This is a genomic window from Empedobacter sp. UBA5924 (genome assembly GCF_002431085.1).
Taxonomy (GTDB): Bacteria; Bacteroidota; Bacteroidia; order Flavobacteriales; family Weeksellaceae; genus Empedobacter; species Empedobacter falsenii_B.
Genome location: NZ_DJDM01000038.1, coordinates 43,805 through 62,537 on the forward strand (window position 1 = coordinate 43,805; position 18,733 = coordinate 62,537).

At 31.5% G+C, this 18,733-nt stretch carries 13 protein-coding genes and 1 pseudogene; 4 read left to right on the forward strand and 10 right to left on the reverse strand.

The genetic code is table 11. From position 1 onward, the window contains the following. The first annotated feature begins 127 nt into the window (after positions 1 to 127). From B3792_RS11020 to B3792_RS11030, 3 genes are all read left to right on the forward strand, one after another. The gene (locus tag B3792_RS11020) at positions 128 to 967 is read left to right on the forward strand and encodes an aldo/keto reductase (RefSeq protein WP_280050924.1); all 840 of its coding nucleotides are present in this window, start codon (positions 128 to 130) and stop codon (positions 965 to 967) included. Between the two features lie 121 nt (positions 968 to 1,088). Beyond that, entirely contained in the window at positions 1,089 to 2,183 is a 1,095-nt protein-coding gene (locus B3792_RS11025) for a hypothetical protein (protein WP_291069588.1), read from the forward strand. Further along, a complete protein-coding gene (locus tag B3792_RS11030; RefSeq protein ID WP_125349508.1) occupies positions 2,171 to 2,434 on the forward strand; it encodes a hypothetical protein in 264 nt (87 codons plus the stop codon). The genes B3792_RS11025 and B3792_RS11030 overlap by 13 nt, the downstream gene beginning before the upstream one ends. A gap of 37 nt (positions 2,435 to 2,471) precedes the next feature. On the opposite strand, the gene B3792_RS11035 is transcribed toward B3792_RS11030, so the two are convergent. From B3792_RS11035 to B3792_RS11080, 10 genes and pseudogenes are all read right to left on the reverse strand, one after another. After that, positions 2,472 to 3,233 (reverse strand): LytR/AlgR family response regulator transcription factor, encoded by a 762-nt coding sequence (locus tag B3792_RS11035; RefSeq protein WP_221856184.1) that lies wholly within the window; start codon positions 3,231 to 3,233, stop codon positions 2,472 to 2,474. A 56-nt stretch (positions 3,234 to 3,289) separates the two neighbouring features. Further along, positions 3,290 to 4,609 carry a RagB/SusD family nutrient uptake outer membrane protein gene (locus B3792_RS11040; RefSeq protein ID WP_221856182.1) on the reverse strand — a complete coding sequence of 440 codons (1,320 nt, stop codon included), beginning with the start codon at positions 4,607 to 4,609 and terminating at the stop codon, positions 3,290 to 3,292. Between the two features lie 12 nt (positions 4,610 to 4,621). Further along, entirely contained in the window at positions 4,622 to 7,963 is a 3,342-nt protein-coding gene (locus B3792_RS11045) for a SusC/RagA family TonB-linked outer membrane protein (protein WP_286494865.1), read from the reverse strand. Positions 7,964 to 7,972: 9 nt separating this feature from the next. Further along, on the reverse strand, positions 7,973 to 10,552 hold the full coding sequence (locus tag B3792_RS11050; RefSeq protein ID WP_038335737.1) for a zinc-dependent metalloprotease: 2,580 nt from the start codon (positions 10,550 to 10,552) through the stop codon (positions 7,973 to 7,975). 79 nt (positions 10,553 to 10,631) lie between these two features. Beyond that, on the reverse strand, positions 10,632 to 12,101 hold the full coding sequence (locus B3792_RS11055; protein ID WP_291069590.1) for a histidine kinase: 1,470 nt from the start codon (positions 12,099 to 12,101) through the stop codon (positions 10,632 to 10,634). A gap of 325 nt (positions 12,102 to 12,426) precedes the next feature. Further along, on the reverse strand, positions 12,427 to 13,698 hold the full coding sequence (gene bioA, locus B3792_RS11060) for an adenosylmethionine--8-amino-7-oxononanoate transaminase (RefSeq protein WP_125349503.1): 1,272 nt from the start codon (positions 13,696 to 13,698) through the stop codon (positions 12,427 to 12,429). After that, positions 13,686 to 14,661, reverse strand: a pseudogene (gene bioB / locus B3792_RS11065) (biotin synthase BioB). Before bioB ends, bioA begins: the two are co-directional and overlap by 13 nt. Before the next feature lie 6 nt (positions 14,662 to 14,667). Beyond that, a complete protein-coding gene (bioD, locus tag B3792_RS11070; RefSeq protein ID WP_286494869.1) occupies positions 14,668 to 15,291 on the reverse strand; it encodes a dethiobiotin synthase in 624 nt (207 codons plus the stop codon). Further along, a complete protein-coding gene (locus B3792_RS11075) occupies positions 15,284 to 16,387 on the reverse strand; it encodes an aminotransferase class I/II-fold pyridoxal phosphate-dependent enzyme (RefSeq protein WP_291069592.1) in 1,104 nt (367 codons plus the stop codon). The genes bioD and B3792_RS11075 overlap by 8 nt, the downstream gene beginning before the upstream one ends. Continuing rightward, positions 16,371 to 16,988 carry a hypothetical protein gene (locus B3792_RS11080; protein ID WP_286494872.1) on the reverse strand — a complete coding sequence of 206 codons (618 nt, stop codon included), beginning with the start codon at positions 16,986 to 16,988 and terminating at the stop codon, positions 16,371 to 16,373. The genes B3792_RS11075 and B3792_RS11080 overlap by 17 nt, the downstream gene beginning before the upstream one ends. Positions 16,989 to 17,234: 246 nt before the next feature. Between B3792_RS11080 and B3792_RS11085 the strand changes: the two genes are divergently transcribed. Beyond that, positions 17,235 to 18,683 (forward strand): FAD-dependent oxidoreductase, encoded by a 1,449-nt coding sequence (locus tag B3792_RS11085; RefSeq protein ID WP_409410628.1) that lies wholly within the window; start codon positions 17,235 to 17,237, stop codon positions 18,681 to 18,683. Positions 18,684 to 18,733: the final 50 nt, after the last annotated feature.

Here is an 18,733-nt window from a genome sequence, read left to right on the forward strand (position 1 = left end):
AACTATTTTATTAACAAACAATTAAATTTAAGATTTCTATAAATGAGTTTTAACATAAGAATTAACGTCTACTAATTATTGAAATTGGTTGTTTTGAGATAAATTTGAATATATAAATATTGAAAAAATGGAAAACTTTAAACTATCAAACGGGATCGAAATTCCTGCAATTGGATTTGGAACATGGTTATTAGAAGGTGAAAAAGTTATAGAACCTCTAAAAATAGCATTAACAAAAGGATATACACATATTGACACGGCAGCAATCTACAAAAATGAAAAAGAAATTGGAACAGTTTTGAAAGCTGAAAATGTAGATCGTAGCAAATTATTCATTACATCTAAATGTTGGAATTCTGAGCGTGGATACGAAAAAGCAATGGCTGCATTTCAGCAAACATTAACGGATTTACAGACAGATTATTTGGATTTATATTTGATTCATTGGCCAGCAAATGAAACGCAATTTCCTGATAATTGGGCAGAATTGAATGCTGGAACTTGGCGAGCTTTTGAGGAAATTTACAAATCTGGAAAAGCAAAAGCGATTGGTGTAAGTAATTTCAATATCAATCATTTAGAAGCTTTATTTGAAACGGCTGAAATCAAACCAATGGTTAATCAAATTGAGATTCATCCAGGACATTCGCAACCAGAATTAGTCGATTTTTGTAGACAAAACGATTTGTTAGTTGAAGCATGGAGTCCACTAGGTTCGGGAAGAATTTTGGAGAACGAATTAATTGTTTCTTTGGCTGATAAATACAATGTTTCAGTTGGTCAGATTTGTATTAATTATTGTTTGGCGAAAGAAATTTTACCACTTCCTCGCTCCTCTTCAGAAAAAAATATTGAAGCGAATTTAACTTCAAATAATTTTAAATTAAGTGTAGAAGATGTAAAAGCGATAGATGAAATGCCAGCTGATGGTTTTTCTGGATTGAATCCTTCAATGGTTGAATTTTAACAAGTTAAACAAATTCACTAAAATAAATTTTAAAAACCTCTGTTTTGCAGAGGTTTTTTCGTTTTAAATCTTCAAAAAATCAATACTTTTACTTTTTAAATGATAAAAAAAATTATTCGATATGAGCCAAAATCCTGAAAATCCATTCAAAACTTATTTTGATCAAACCCTTGAAAGATGTGGTTTTGATGAAGATTTGAAAGCTGGTATTTTATTTTTTTTAGGTGAAAGTATTATTGCTGCGAACACCAATCAATTGATGAATATGTTTGCGGAAGAAGAAAAGATTCAACAAGAATTTCGTCGTTTGTTTACGTTGTATGCTACGCCAAATGCTGACATCAATCCGTTTGAAGCTTTGGATACAGAACCAATAAAGCAAATTATTTATACATACAACGAAATTTATGTCAATGTAATTAGAAATAAATCATTTGATTTTGATAAAGTTATCAATGATAATTTAAAGTCAGAGTTTAAGTTAGATTTTATTAAAGAATTTGAAAATAAACAATATAAATTAGTTACAAATCATAACTTAAATACATCATTTTTCAAACAAATTGGAGCGTATCTTAATCAGTTTGAATTGAGTTATGAGGATATTTATTTGGCTGGAATTAATTATTATCAAACGAATCAGAAAGTAGATTTTGAAGGAATAAATGTATTGAATTTGAACATCATTGATAGTTTTTCGCCTTTGTACACAACATTGTTTCATTATCCATTATTGTACACATATTATCCAGCGAATTTGAACGCAAATCATTTGTTTAGTTCGATTTTGCAGTTTCTTTATTTACATACCAACACGGATATTGCGAAACATGTTCACGCTTTTCACAACCATATTTTTTATGAAAATAATCCGAGAAAAGTTCGTAAAGGTTGGGAATTCGAAGAATTGGAGCGTGGTATTTTGATTTCGCAAACTTTCCATAATGCATTAAACATTCGTAAATCTCCTATTTTTGGAACTCGTCCAGATTTTTTAGCTTCGAATAATTATTTATTAAATGAATTGAAAGATCAAAATATTCCGTTGGAGAATTTTAAGGCCTTGATGACCAAAACAATTGAAGAATATTACGAAGCAGATATTGAAGAAGTAGTTGCTGGAAAGCTAAATCATGCTGAATTTTTACAACTTTTAGCAATTATTTTCTACGAAACTTCTGCTAATGCAATGATTATTAAATCATGGAAAAACTAACAATTAATCAAGAAAATCGAATCAAATTAGAAGAACATTTTGGCGAAATTTTGCCAAGATTACCTTTTGAAATGGTTTCATTTTACGAATCGAGTAATTCGTGGGAAGGACAAATTGAATATAATTTGAATTTGAACACGGGAGAATTGACGTACAATACCATCGAAAATGTAAAACATCAAATCGAAATTTTGCCTGAAATGATGCAACGCATCGAAAGTGAAATTATCTTGATGTTAGAAAATTTATAAACTAATATTTTAAAATCTCACAAATGTGAGATTTTTTTTATCTATTCATCCAATCCATCCAAGCATTAATCTGTGTTTTGCTGATAAAAATAGCTTGTTCAGCTTCTGATTTTGGTTGAAGATGAATTTCAATTTTTTGACTTGAATGTCTTATTATTTCAGTAATTGCATCAATGTGAACAATAAATTTTCGATTGATTTTGAAGAAAATAGTTTCATCCAATTTATTTATAATATCCTTTATTGTATCATCATAAATATAGGTTTGTTCATCTTTCGTTTTTATAAAAAGATGTTTTCCCGAAGCAAAAAAATAAGCAATTTCGTGTTCTTCTACCGAACGTAATTTGTTACCATTCGTTACCAAAAAACGATGCATAATCTCGGACGGTGAATTTTCTAAAACAGCTATCGATTGTAATGTTGGTGAAATATCAAAACTAGTTCGAATAGTCTTGAATTTTTGCAATGCAATATGCAACTCCTCTACTTCAAAGGGTTTCAGAATATAATCTATCGTAAAATGCTTGAAAACTTTCATCGCATATTCATCATAAGCAGTGATAAAAATAATTGGCGTTAGAATCTCAACTTCCTGAAAAATCTCGAAACTTTTCCCATCACCCAAATGAATATCCATGAAGATTAAATCAACCGAATTATCTCTAAAAAACTCCGTTGCTTGCTTTGTTGAGCGCAAAATTGTAATTGAAGAAATATCAACAATCGATTGCTCCTCTAACAGATTTTTTAGATAAGTAACCGCCAATAATTCGTCCTCTACAATTGCAATTTTCATGAATGCAAAAGTATAAAAAAACCGTCTAAATGATGAATAAAGACGGTCTAAAAATGTTATAAATGAGGATTATTGAGCTTAGCTGCTTGTGGAATTTCTATTGTATAACGAACATCATTTTCTTGTAAAATATACTCTTTACCTGAAATTTGATGTATAATTTGTTTTTGATTTGCTCGACGTAAATCGTACCAACGTTGTCCTTCTAACGCAAATTCTCTAAAACGTTCATCTAAAATAAACTTCATCAATTCAGTAGAATTCATCGCAGAAATTTCTGTTTGTAATTTTGCAAAACCAGTTGCTGTATAACGATTTTGTAAAACTGAAAATAAAGTTGCTTTTGCTTGATCTAACTTATTTAATTTCAAATATGATTCAGCTTTGATAAAATATAATTCAGCTACGCGGAAAGACGTTTTGAACTCTGAATTTCCACCTTTGATAACTTTATATTTTGATCCACTTTTCTCAAAATAAAGCGGAAAACGTAGATCATTTTCTGTATCATAACTACTTAACAGTTCTGGTGAAGCATATGACATATACTGAATTGCAGGATTCAATGTATTGTCTAAAGCTAAAATAGATTCGGCAGATGTATAATGATTTGGAACTTGTTTTGTTGTGTTCAGATTCACTAAATCACCTTTGATTTTTAATGTAGAATCAGAAAAATCAATTGCTTTTTGCCATTCATTTTTATACAAAGCGATTCTTGCTTCTAAAGCTTTTAAAGCTGCATTCGAGAATCTATAATTTAATCCAGCTAATTGCTGATTCATTTTCATCAACTTTGTCGCTTGCAATAAATCAGACTCAATATGATTATAAACTTCTTGAACAGATGATGGTTTAAGCGTTGCTTCTAAATCTACTTTTAAATTTAGAGGAACACCTTTGTCTGTACTTGCTGTTGCTGAATTATATGGTTTTCCGTATAAATTCACCAAATCAAAATACGCATACGCACGTAACGCATAAGCTTCTGCTAATAATTGATCTTTTTCAGCAGAGTTTTCCATTGTTTTTGGTCCTTCGTTGATGATTTGATTGGCATAAAAAATCACCGTATAAAAACTAACCCAAGGAAATTGAATTGATATTTGATCTGGATTTGTATCCTTCCATTGTGCAATTTCTCGGTACGAAATAAAGTCATTTGAGTATTCATTCAATGTAACCTCATCCGTACGTAAAGCTGTCAACGACTTGTGTGTTGGATATTTTGAATAAGAATTCGTTAAAACCATACGGTAATCTTCTACCGTTTTTGGAATCACTTTTCCATCTGGTTCAATATCCAAGTAATTGTCACAACTAACTGCTGTAAAGCTAACTGCAACTATGCTTAATAATAAAAATATTTTTTTCATTTGATTTAAAATTTAGAAAGAAACATTAAGTCCTACTGTTACAGATTTAGCAATTGGTTGTGCATAAATATTTCCGTAAGTTTCTGGATCAAAATAACCTTTGTATCCATTACTAAATACAAATAAATTACGTCCTTCTAAGCTAAAACGAGCGCTTTTGAAACCGACAACCTCAACATATTTGTTTGGTAAAGTATAACCAAGACGAATACTACTGATTCGCATATAACTAATTTCTTTCGCCCAAATGTCTAATAAATTGTACGCGTTTGCATTGTTTCCTGCAAACCATTTGTTCGCCATCCAACTATCGTTATCTCCTTTAATTGGACTTGTAATTCCTGGAAGTGTAGAACCTGCCTCGAAAATATCTTGCGTATAATTACGACCTGGATCCAATTCCATTCCACGATAAGAAGGTGTTTTCATCACCGTTTGTTTTAAATTGAATGCTGCAGAAATCGTTAAATCAAAATTGTGAATTTTGAAATTATTGATAATACCTCCTGTAAATTTAGGATCGCGATCTCCGATATAAGTAAATAATTTACGTTTTTCTTCGCTTGTTAATTTAGAATCCACAATTTCTCCTGGTAAAAAATCTTCGTATAAGTCATATAAAGCAAAGAATTCTTTTGCAGAAACTTTTTCATCTCCTTTCCAAAACATTGGATTTCCGTATTCGTCAAATCCAGCTGTTTTTAAAGCAAAAATTGCATTTACAGGTAAACCTTCACGAGATGGAATTAAACTATTTTCACGTTGTTGCTCTTTAAGAACTTTACTTTTGTTGTGCGCAAAATTAATTGTTGTCGACCATTTAAAGTTTTTCTTATCAATGTTGCGAGTTGTTAAAGCAATCTCGAAACCTTTGTTTGTTAATTCTCCCCAATTCACCATTGTATATTCAAAACCTGTTTCTAATGGTGTTTCGCGCATACTAATCATATCTGTTCCTTTACGATTGTAAACATCAACAGCAAGGTTGATACGATTTTTGAAAAGACCTAAATCTAACCCAACATTTGTATTCGTTGTTTTTTCCCAACGCAACAAATCATTTGGTAAATTAATCGCATTGATAATATCTTCTTTATTACCTGGTAAAATTGTTGCATCATTATATTCACCAATAAAGAAAGGTGAAGTATTACGATCAATATTTCCTTGTAAACCATAAGAAGCGCGTAAACGAAGATTCGAAATAAAATCGATGTTCTCCATAAACGATTCTTTTGAAACTAACCAAGAAGCAGAAACTGCCCAAATTGGTAAGTATTTATATTTTTTATTAACACCGAATAAATTTGTACCATCATAACGAACACTACCAAAAACTGTATATTTTCTGTCTAATGTATACGAAGCGGTTGCAAATGTAGATACATAAGCATTTTCTTCCGTTGGCATTTCTCTATACGTTTCGTAACGTTTTTCTGCTGCAAAACTTGAATTTGGGAAAACGATTGGCGTTCCTGTTTTCGTCGTTTTATTGTAACCAAAAGCACGTGTTAAAGTCGTTTCGTTTTGTGTATGACGAATTTCTGTCCCAGCCATCAAATCAATTTCGTGACGATTGTTAATCGTAGTACTATATGTTCCTTGTAACTTCCAGTTATATTGAAAAAATTCGTTATCCCAATTTTGTTTAACTCCTCCGTCAGGTAAGAAATACAAATATTGTCCAGATTTATAATAACGCGTTCCTTCTTTCATTTTACGCGTAAAATAAGTTTCTTGCTCAGCGTATTTTTCTGTTTTGTTACTATCGTACTGAATTCCGAATTGAGATGTTAATTTTAAACCTTTTGCTAATTGATAATTAAGATCAATAATACCTTTTAACGAACGGTTTTTTAATGTATAATTTGTGTTTTCTCTTTCTTCGATAAAATTGAATGGAACAGAACGATCTTCAAATCCATCAATATCGTTGTCATAACGATAAGAACCATCTGCATTGAATGGAGATAAATATGGATTCGCATTTCGTGAATAATTAATCGGATTGATAGACGCATCTGCATCTGTTACAAAAGATTTTTTATCACTTGAAGTTGCAAAAATAGAAATCCCTACATCTAATTTATCGTTAAGTTTATAATTGTTTTTTAAAGTAAGATTATAACGTTCAAAACCTGTTCCGATCGTTGTTCCTTGCTCATCATAATATCCTAATGAGAAGTAATAATCAGAACGATCATTTCCTCCTGAAATACTCAAACCGTATTGTGTATTAATTGCATTACGATACAATAATTTTCCCCAATCGGTTGTGTTATTTCGTAAAGAATTAATTTGATTTTGCGTGATAAGATCTAAAGAATTAAAACCTCCATTTCGTAAAGCATTTAATTGACCATTCTTTTGCAAAATTCGCATTACTTCGCCTTTATCAGTACGATACGTTAAATCATCGCGACTAGCAAGCATTAATTCAAGATCAACTTTCTGAGAAGCATTTAGTAAATTTAAACGACCAAAATCTGGACGAGCTGTTACAAATGTATTCGCAGAAAAATTAACCGTCATAGCGCCTTTTTTACCGCGTTTTGTTGTAATCGAAATTACACCATTTGCAGCTCTTGCACCATAAATAGCTGTTGCAGCAGCATCTTTAAGGATTGTAATATCTTCGATATCGTTTGGATTTAATCCAGCGATAGAAAAGTTTTGCAATTGATCGATGTTATCTTTATCGTTAAAGTTTGGCACATCATTTCCTTCTAATGGTAAACCATCAATCACCCATAACGGATCTTGTGGACCAGAAAGAGAAGCCGTACCACGAATTCTAATTTTACTTGGTGAACCAGGCGAACCAGTTTCTGTAGAAACAGCTACACCAGCAATTTGTCCGCTTAACAATTGATCAACACTAGCAACACCAGCTTGTTGAATATCATCCATTTTTACAGTTGATACTGCCGATGTTAGTTTCCGTTTTTCAATTTTTTGATAACCTGTAACAACAACTTCTTTTAAATCATTATTTTCTGGAAGAACTTCACCTAAAGTTGATTTTAAGCTTACATGATATGTTGATAAATCTGTAGAAAGTTCAACTAATTTAGAATCGTAACCTAAATAACTAATTAATACAGATTTTGTACCTGCAGGTACTTCTAATGAAAAGAAACCATCTTCATCTGTAACAGTACCAACCGTTACACTTTCTATAATTCCTTTTTGATCTGTTTTTGTCGAAATTGATTGAGCTTCAATTTTAACAGACGCACCAGCAATTCCAACCAACGATTTTTCGTCTTGAACCGAACCTGTAATCACTCTCTTTTCTTGAGAAAACGCAATACTTGCCGCAAAAAGTGGCAAAAGAATGAGTGTCTTTTTCATTTCTATATCTTACTTTAAAGCTTCTTTAATACGAATAATTAAATCAGCATAATGCGCTTTTGTAGACGCATCTCCATTATTCTTTTTCTTGTTTAACAAAGTCAAAACACGTTGCAATTCTGCTCTTTTATAGGTTGTCACTTCCGACACTCTTTTCATAGAAGAATAGTTAATGTTACGCGCCATTTTTTCTTCGTCTAAATAATTACAGATAGTTGGTACTTGTAGGTTTTGGTCAATTGTAAGTCCTGCTACAGTTGTTTTTTCAAATAATTTGTTTGTTGAAACGATTAAGGCATCAACGTAATTTTTTTGAGTCATTTTTTCAAGAATAGTTAAGTTTGATTTTTTATCAAAAGCTGCACTTCTTACTTGATCAAATAAATTTTCAACTGTATAAATTTTTTCATTAGATTTTAATTCTTGGTGTTTCAATTCATTTTCTAACATGCGCAATAAGCGATCGTCAGTAAATAAATTATAAATCAATCCATATTGCATTTCTCTCGCTAATGTATACGGCGTTTGCTCGTAAGGTCCCATTGGCGAATTTTTGATTGCATACGTTTTATCTAAAATATCATTAAAGAATAACCATTTTGGTAATTGAATCACATTTTCGTTTAAATAATTAACTGCTTTACGTTGCATATCTGCAGGAACTGGTTCGTATGCTTTTTTATCAATTCCGAAATAAGTGTTGTTTAAATAAATCCCACCAACATTTGCTAAAACATGATTAGAATATAAATCCCACTGCCCTATTGTTTGGTAATAAAGTTTCCCTGTGTTGATATAGCTTTTTCCATCTTCGTACGTCCATTTCAAGATATTTTCTGAAACACGTTTTAGATTTTTCATTCCATATTCACTTGCCAAAACAGCATCATCACCTAAATCTTCTGATTGAGAACGCGGATCAATTGTACTTAAATAGCTTTGTTGTTCACCATAAAAATACATTGGATCATCTTCGTGCTTTTCAATCATTTTACGAAGCGATGCTTTTTCTGTTTCTTGATTTGGAAACCAACGATATCCCCATTCGATTGCATATTTATCATACAAACCGATTTTTGGCGTAATTGCTGTAACACCATCTTCTGGCTGTGCCACATAATTATAACGCGCATAATCCATAATAGACGGTGCAGTTCCACCCATTTTATCTGTAAATTCTTTCGAACGTAAAGATTCTACTGGATAAGAAAAAGAAGCGCCCATATTATGTTTCAGACCAAATGTATGTCCTACTTCATGAGAAGACACAAAACGAATTGCTTCTCCCATGTGTTCATCACTAAATTTATTTCCTCTTGCTTTTGGATCAATTGGACCTGTTTGAATACGCATCCAATCATGCAAAGAAGTCATTACATTGTGCCACCAAATAATATCCGCCTCTAAAATTTCACCACTACGCGGATCAACCACAGAAGGTCCCATTGCATTTGACTTTGGTGAAGCTGCATACGTAATTACTGAGTAACGTACATCATCAATATCAAAATCTTTGTCATCAGCAGTTGGTTCTTTTGCTATAATCGCATTTTTGAAACCAGCTTGCTCAAAAGCAACTTGCCAATCGTGTACACCAGCAATAATTTTTTGGCGCCATTGTTTTGGTGTCGAAGGATCGATGTAATAAATAATTGGTTTCTTAGGTTCTACTAATTCACCTTTTAGATATTTTTCCTTATCCTCGTCTTTTGGTTCCAAACGCCATTTTGTAATAAAGCGTTGATCTTCCATTTTGTGTTGAGCATCATTAAAAAACCAATGTTTTTCTGTGAAATATCCCACACGATTATCTGCTAACCTAGGTTGCATAGGAGTTGTCGAAAGTAAAACAATATTACTTGTAACACCTAAGGTAACAGCCAAATCTACCCCTCCTTCATTTACACTTGTCGTTAACTGAGACTTAACCACAATGTTTTCTGGAAATGTTTTCACATTTTCCACATACGATAGATTTGCCTTTACCGAACCTCCTAAACCTATGTTCGTTAATACATCATTAAAACTTTTTTGATTTCCATCAAAAATTTTGTTCACTTTAATCGCAACAGCTGTAGAATCATTATTTTGAGCTTCTATATCAAAAACCTCAATAATCGATTCTGAGAAATTATCCTTTACAGAAGCTGTGATTGCGTCATTTTTAGGTGAAGAAACTTGTGGAACAATTGTTTTGACCCACACTTTTTTAGCTACTTTATCATGATAAAAAGAAATCACTTTGTTTTCGTAATTCATTCCTTTGTTCAAGCCCGCTTCGTTAACTTCCATTGGAACTTGAGACAATTTATTCACAACCAAAAATTGGCGTCCAAATAAACTATCTGGAATTTCGAAATAGATATCAGTTTTTACTTGAATGGTATTAAACAAACCTTTCTTGTAGCTTCCTTTCTTGATTAATTCATCTATTTTTTTAACTTTCGTTACAGTAGAATCCTTTTTCTCTGTTTTATCTTTTTCAGCTTTTTTATCCTCTTTCTTTTGTCCATAAACAACAGCCGAAGACATTGCCAAACCAAGATATAGTGCTAATTTATAATTCTTTCTTTCCTTATTATGACTCATTCGAACATTAAATTATCATTAATTATGGCATAAACTTAAGCGCAGTTTTCTTATAATAATAGTTTTTTGGAGTGAGTGGTTAGTTTTTTGGAGTGAATGGATATTTTGGTTCGATATAAGGTAAAAAACAAATAAATTCTTCATTTTCTACTTTTGTTGAGAAATTATCAATTTGATAAAAATGATAGATTTTTTGTAAATAGTTTAAACCAAATTTCTCATTTTCTGTCGCTTTATTTTTTTTCTGAAAAGTATTTTTGACGATAATCAAATCAGATTTTACAACAATATTTATAGTCAAAGGTTGATCAATTGTAGCAATATTATGTTTTATTGCATTTTCTACAACAATCTGTAATGCCAAATATGGAATGTTTTTTTCTAAGCTTTTCGAATCTTCGATTTGTAAATCAAAAATCAATTCTTCCGAAAATCTACTTTTATGCAAATCCATGTATTGTGCAATAAAATCTAATTCCTTTTTTACAAGCACTATATTTTCCTTTGGCGGAACAATAAGATATCGGTAAATTTTAGAAAGATTCATCGTGAATTTCTGCGCATTCTCTTTGTTCAAACCAATTAACATATAAAGTGAATTCAACGAATTGAATAAAAAATGTGGATTAATCTGATTCTTTAATTGTTGTAATTGCGTTAGAGTATTCGCATTTTTAATCTTTTCATTTTCAATTGATAACCTATTTTTTTCTTCGATTACAAACGCTTTTTCCTTGTATGTTTTAGATGTTATTTTATTGAATAACAAAAAGATAATGATAATTAAAAAAACAGTTCCCAAGAAAATAAAACCTACATAAAATTTAGTTCGTTCTACATTTTCATCAATGATATAACTCAAATGATTCACGACAATATATCCATCAAAATTCTTGGTGTGTAAAGGTTTTATAAAACGTTTGATATCCGTATCTTTTATAAACTCGGACGAAGCATCATTCAACGTATATAAATCTTGCGAAAAATTAGAATTAATTGTGCTCGTTATCGTATCGCTTGGCTGAATATCTGTAAAATCGAAAACATTTTTCCCAATAAATTTTTCATTAGGATGCGTAATACAAATTCCATCTTTATTGAAAACATACATATAATTGGACGAAGTTGCATCTACTGTCGTAAAAAAATTATACAAATCAAACAGATTAATCGTCGAACCGTAATACATATTTTGTCCATTAGACAACTTGATAGAATCGTAATTTACCCAATACAACGTGTCTTTATAATCCAATAAAAAATTATCAATCTGTTGATTTTTTGTAGTATATATCGATTGAAATTCTTTAATATTTGGTTGATTGATAGCTTTTGAAAGGATTGATTCATCAGGAAAATAATTTGTTTCTGGAGAATGAATAGAAAACCAATCATGGCGAATTAACTTTCGATTTGAATTTAATTCATTCAAAACCAAAAAATGATCTGCTACATTTTTTTCATTTGTCTTTTTAACAACTTTTTTTAAAACTTCTTGATATTCTTCGATGTTTTTAAACTCAAATTCAACTGCTTCATATTTCCTCAAAAAACTTTTTTTGACAAACTCATCATTATTTTTTTGACTTTCTTTATTAATTAAAAAACTCAATATAACAAGAGCAAAAACAGCAATAACACTTACAATAAGCGCTATAACATAAATGGATTTATTAGATAAATGGACTCGAAATCGAAAAGACAAACTATTTTTTTTGCAAAACTAAGGGAAGCTTTTTAATCAAAAAAATAAGAGAACATTTATCATAAAATGATAATTTTCAAATATTTGACAATATTATATAAACTAAAATCTCCCAAAAGGGAGATTTTTTTATCTTTTTAATCTTATAAGCGTCATTTAGAACTTAACATTAAAACAATTCGATTAAAGCTTGACGAATCGTATCATAAATATAATTTAGATCATCAGTCGAAATACAATAAGGAGGAACTAAATAAATAATATTCCCTAAAGGACGCAATAATATACCTTTCTCTAAAAAGTAAGGATATAGCTTTTCGTGTATATCACTAAAATAAGATGTTTCTTCATTTGTATTCCATTCCAACGCCAAAATAGTGCCGCATTGTCTTATCACTTTTACTTTAGGATGATCTTGAATAGACACAACAAAATGTTGATGTTGATGTACAATATTTGCTATTTGCTGTTGTATAGAAGTCTGTAATAACAAATCAAGACTTGCTAACGCAGCGGTACACGCTAATGGACTTGCCGTAAAAGAATGCCCGTGAAATAACGTCTTATTCAAATCATCAGCATAAAAGGCTTGGTAAATTCTATCTGTACAAGTTGTAACGCCCAAAGGCAAAGTACCACCTGTTAAACCTTTCGAAAAACACATAATATCTGGAACTTCTGTCAAATGATTTACTGCAAATAATTTACCTGTACGACCAAATCCTACAAAAATCTCATCTTGAATCATTAAAATATGATATGCTCTACAGCAACTCATCAATTGATCTAAATATTCAGCCTCATGCATCAACATCCCCGAAGCTCCTTGAACCAAAGGTTCGTAAATAAAACACGCTACTTTAGTTGCAACTTCTTTTATTTGCGATTTAATCGCTTCTATATTTTCTGCATTCGGCGTATCAATAAATATAACATCAAAAAGCTTTTCACTAAAAGGTTCTGTCCAAATTCCTCTTCCACTTACAGACATCGCGCCAAAAGTATCACCATGATAGGCATTTTTGAACGCTAAAATCACAGGTCTATCTTCTTTTTTATTGAAATGATATTGTAAACACATTTTTAATGCTACCTCAATCGCTGTTGATCCATTGTCGCTATAAAATGCTTTCTTTTGATTTTGAGGTAAAAGAGCCAACAAACGTTCAGACAATTCAATTGCAGGTCGATGCGTAAATCCTGCAAAAATAACATGTTCCAAAGTTGTTAGCTGTTCGTGCATTTTTTGTGCAATATACGGATGCGCATGTCCATGCAGCGTTACCCACCACGATGAAACAGCGTCAATATATTGTTTGTTATTTTCATCGTAAATATAACTTCCTTCTCCTCTTACAATTGGAATAATATTATTGGCTTTTTTCATCTGCGTATAAGGATGCCAATTCACCAACTGATCGCGTTCTTTTAATGTGTACATGTCTGAGTTGTTTCTTGTTTAACCATTGGTATTAAACCTAAATTTTCAAACATTTTCATATCCTCTGTTACCCCAGGATTAGGCGTTACCAGTAAGGATTCACGCTCTCCTGTAAAAATCGAATTCGCTCCAGCCATAAAACACCAAGCTTGCTCAACTTCTGTCATTTCTATTCGACCAGCACTTAAACGCACAATCGAAGAAGGCATCACAATACGAGCTGTAGCAATCATACGAACCATATCCCAAATATCTACTTTCGGATTATTTTCTAAAGGTGTTCCTTTTACTCTTGCTAAAGCATTTACAGGTACAGATTCTGGATGTTTTGACATTGTTGCCAAAGTTAATAGCATAGAAATTCGATCTTGATGCGTTTCTCCTAAGCCAATAATTCCACCCGAACAAACTGTAATCCCAGCCTTTCGCACATTTTGTATCGTATTGATTCGATTATCAAATTTACGAGTAGAAATAATCTCATCGTAATAAGCTTCGGAAGTATCTAAATTATGATTATAAGCATGTAAACCTGCTTCTTGCAAACGAATTGCCTGCTCTTCTGTCAACATTCCTAATGTACAACATACTTCTAATCCCAATTCATTTACACCTTTAACCATCTCGATTATTTCGTACTTCTCGCCAAGCAGCTGCCATGCAAAAACGTGATGAGCCCGCTTCTTTTGCTTTCTTTGCATGTGCTAATACTGTTGCAGTTGGTAACAAAGCTTCTACTTTAATATCGGTATGATAACGCGCTGCTTGTCCGCAATATGAGCAATCTTCGGGACAACCACCTGTTTTTACAGATAACAAGGTGCATACTTGTACTTCTCTTGCATTGTGCCATTCTCGATGTTTTTTGGATGCGTGATATACTAAATCTAATAATGGTTGATGATAGATTTTTTCGATTTCTTCTTTCGTCCAATCATGGCGTGTTTCGTTTGATACTTTCATTGTATTTTAAATATTAAATTGATACTTAATTGTTTCTGCTATATTTCTCACTTCGCTTGAGTTTATTGAATTGAGTTTTGGTATAATGATGATAGAAATATCCGGAGACAAATGATTTTTTATAACACGAGAAGTGTCTTCATCAAACTCTCCATTAAACACAAAATATTCGATAGCGATATTTCTTAATTTCAGTATTTCAATCGTTAATAATGTATGATTAATACAACCCAAGTAATTCGTTGTAACCATAACTACTGGAAGATTAAACTGCTGAATAAGATCAATCATAAAATCTTCTTCATTAATAGGAACAAATAATCCTCCTGCTCCTTCAACAATAAGAGAATTGGTTGTTTTGGGAAATTCAAAATCATTTAAATTAATCTCAATATCTTCTTCTTTTGCAGATTGATGAGGCGAAGCGGCTTTTTGCAAGCGATAACGTTCTTGATGAATTTTCAGTTCTGGAGAAGTTAACGATTTTACCAACAAACTATCTGATGAATCTAAATCTCCCGATTGTATTGGTTTCCAATAATCAGCTTGTAAAACTTCAGTTAATATTGCTGAAACCATCGTTTTCCCAACTTCTGTTCCTATCCCTGTAACAAATAATTGTTTAGACATTTTCTTTTATCTTTTCTATTAATTGATTAATTTCTTCTTGTGTGTTAAAAGCATGCAAACAGATTCTTAAGCGCTCTTCTGCTACTGTAGGCGGAAATACTGCAAAAGTGTTTATTCCTGCCTCTTCTAATTGATTTTGGATTTTGGTTAATTGACTCCTAGACTCAAACTTTAGAATTTGAATTGGACTATTTTTATTTGAAGAACTCGTTAAGCCACTATTTCTAAAATGTGAGATATTATATTGTAAACTTTCTTGAAGCGATTTATTTTCTTTGATAAACTGATAACCTTTTCGTAAACCTGTCACATGAAAATCAGCAATAGCTGTGGTGTAAATAAAAGGTGAAGCATAATTAATGAGATAATCAATCACTAACTGATTAGCTAAAATCGTGGCACCGCTCATTCCCATCGCTTTTCCATAAGTTACAACCGTTGCAAACACTTTGCATTGTAAACCGAATTGATGAACCAATCCGTAACCAAAAACACCAAAAGCATGAGCTTCATCTACCACTAATTCTGCATTGTATTTATTGGCTAATTCAACCAGTTCAATTAATGGAGCACAATCACCATCCATCGAATACAAACTTTCTACCGCGATAAAACAACGCTCTTTTACTCTTTGCAATAGTTTCTCTAAATGATCTAAATCGTTATGTTTAAACTTTATTTTTTTTGCGTTGGATAATTTAATCCCGTCATGTACTGATCGATGTATATTTTCATCAACTAAAACAACATCATGTCGAGTTAAAAGTGCAGAAAAAAGTGCTAAATTGGCATTATATCCAGATGAAAAAAGTAATGCAGCTTCCACTTTATGTTCATTTGCTATCATCTCTTCCGTTTCACTTAGATAATCAGAATTCCCACTAATCAAACGTGCTCCAGTAGAACCATAAAGTAAAGATGGTTGCGCTATAAACTCATTTAAAATCTGCTGATGTAAGATTTCATTTTTAGCTAATCCTAAATAATCATTACTATAAAAATCAATTCCAGAAGAACGAACTTTTAATGTTCTTTTAATTCCTTTTTGTTCTCTTTCAAATAGAGATAGTCGCAATGAATTAAAAAATTTCGACATTATTCAGTTCATTTTCAATTGCAGAAATCCAATTCATAAATAACACTTCTTCTAGTTGTATCACTTGATTTGCATAGATTTTCCATTCTCTATGAAATTCTTTTAATTGTGAAATCATTTCTTCAAGATGACCTTCTTCTTCAACAATAATAGATTTTACCATCACTTTTTGTTGATGCGCCGTCAAAATATCTTGATATATTGGATACAATTCATCTGCCCTCACTTCTATAGCGTAAGTCACAAACAAATAAGCTGCGTATTTTAAATCTTCCCCATCAAGATTAAATTCTTTCTTCAACAAACGACAAACCTGAATATCTAATTGATGTAAATAATACATTGTTGCTTTTGGTGCTAAAAGATAAATAGGCTCATAATTGACACAAGCATCTGGAATTAATTTTATAATTTGCTTTTTCAAATAATAAGCATGGCGATGTTCCTCAGCTGCATGTTTCAATTGGATAAGATTCACAAAAGTTTTGTGCTCACATGCCGAAATCTTTCGTGCTCCTGCATTTTCCATAAACGAAAGTGTATTAAGCCACTTTACATGTAATTTTGGTTCTAAAACAATATGATTTAATAATTTTTTCAATTGATTTTATTTTTGACCAAAATTATAAGTCCAACGGATTGTATATACATTCCACTTTTATAATAAATGATAGTCCGGATATATTAAACCCATTCTAAAATCTCTGAAAAAGGTTGTAGAATCATCACTATAAAGAAGTTGAATAATGAAAACTATTATTACAGAAAAATTCATTATTCATGTATTAATTCTATCTTTTACGATTAGATTTTTCTAAATAGCTACTTTAATCTTATTTTTGCAAAAATTTTTAAATTGAGTACTCGAGAAAATTGGATAAGTTGCAAGAATTGTAATGGACTTGGAAAAAAAAGTCAAGGAGTTTCGAAAAGGAAACTATCGCGTTATGAATCAGCTGTTGCTCAATCTAAAAAGAATGAAAATTTTATTACTCCAAATAAACCAAAAAGTTCGATGCAGATCTGTACTGTCTGCTCAGGAACCGGTTTGACAACTACAAATGAACATCCATCACCCAACGAAAAAAAATATCCTCATGTTGCAATTGTCGGAGCTGGAATTGGTGGAATTGCATTAGCATTAGCGTGTTTACATCGTCAAATTCCTTTTACACTTTTTGAACGTGATCGAGCTTTCAACGATCGTTCCCAAGGTTATGGACTAACGTTACAGCAAGCTAGTAAAGAATTAAAAAAATTTGGAATCCAAACTTTAGAGGAAGGAATCGTTTCTACATTGCATTTAGCACATACTATAGAAGGAAATGTGATTGGCGAATGGGGAATAAGAAAATTGCAAGATAAAGAAGCGATTGAAGCTAAAAACAAAAATAAACATACCAATATTCACATTGCGAGACAATCTTTACGCTTAGCTTTTTTAAATCAATTAGGTGGCAATAATCAAGTTTTATGGAATCATCAATTAGTCGATTTTAATGTTGATGATAAAATAGAATTAACGTTTGATGTTGATGGAATTCAAAAACACTTTAAAGCTGATTTACTTGTTGGTGCTGATGGCATACGAAGTATAGTTCGTCGATTGATTATAAATGAGGAAAATACTCCATTACGTTATTTGGGGTGTATTGTTATTTTAGGTATTTGTAAACTGGATGCTTTAACTAATTTAGAAAATCATTTGTTGGATGGAGCAACGGTATTTCAAACAGCAAATGGAACTGAACGAATGTATATGATGCCTTATGACAAAGATTCGGTTATGTGGCAATTTAGTTTTCCAATGTTAGAAAATGAAGCGATAGCTTTGAGTAAAAAAGGTTCAGAGGCTTTAAAAATAGAAGTTGCTAAAAGAACGCATTGGCACTCTCCTATTCCTGAAATTATTGCAGCTACAGAACCCAAACAAATCACTGGATACCCCGTTTATGATCGAGATTTATTAATGTCAAATTTACTAGAAAATGCTGGCTCTGTCACTTTAATTGGCGATGCAGCTCATCCTATGAGTCCTTTTAAAGGACAAGGTGCAAATCAAGCTTTATTAGATGCTTTATTGTTAGCACAAAAAATAACATCAGCTTATAATAATATTCAAAATAAACAGATTAATTTACGTGAAGAAGTTTTACAACAATATGAAAAAGAGATGATGGAACGAAGTAGCGTTAAAGTGAAAAAGTCAGCAGATGCCGCAAAATTTTTACATTCAGATATTGTACTTCAAGAAGGTAACGTAACGTTTGGTTCTAAGTGGTCTTCTACTTTATAATTAATTATTCTAGATTTACTCATTCATAATCAATAAAAAAGGAGTTTTTA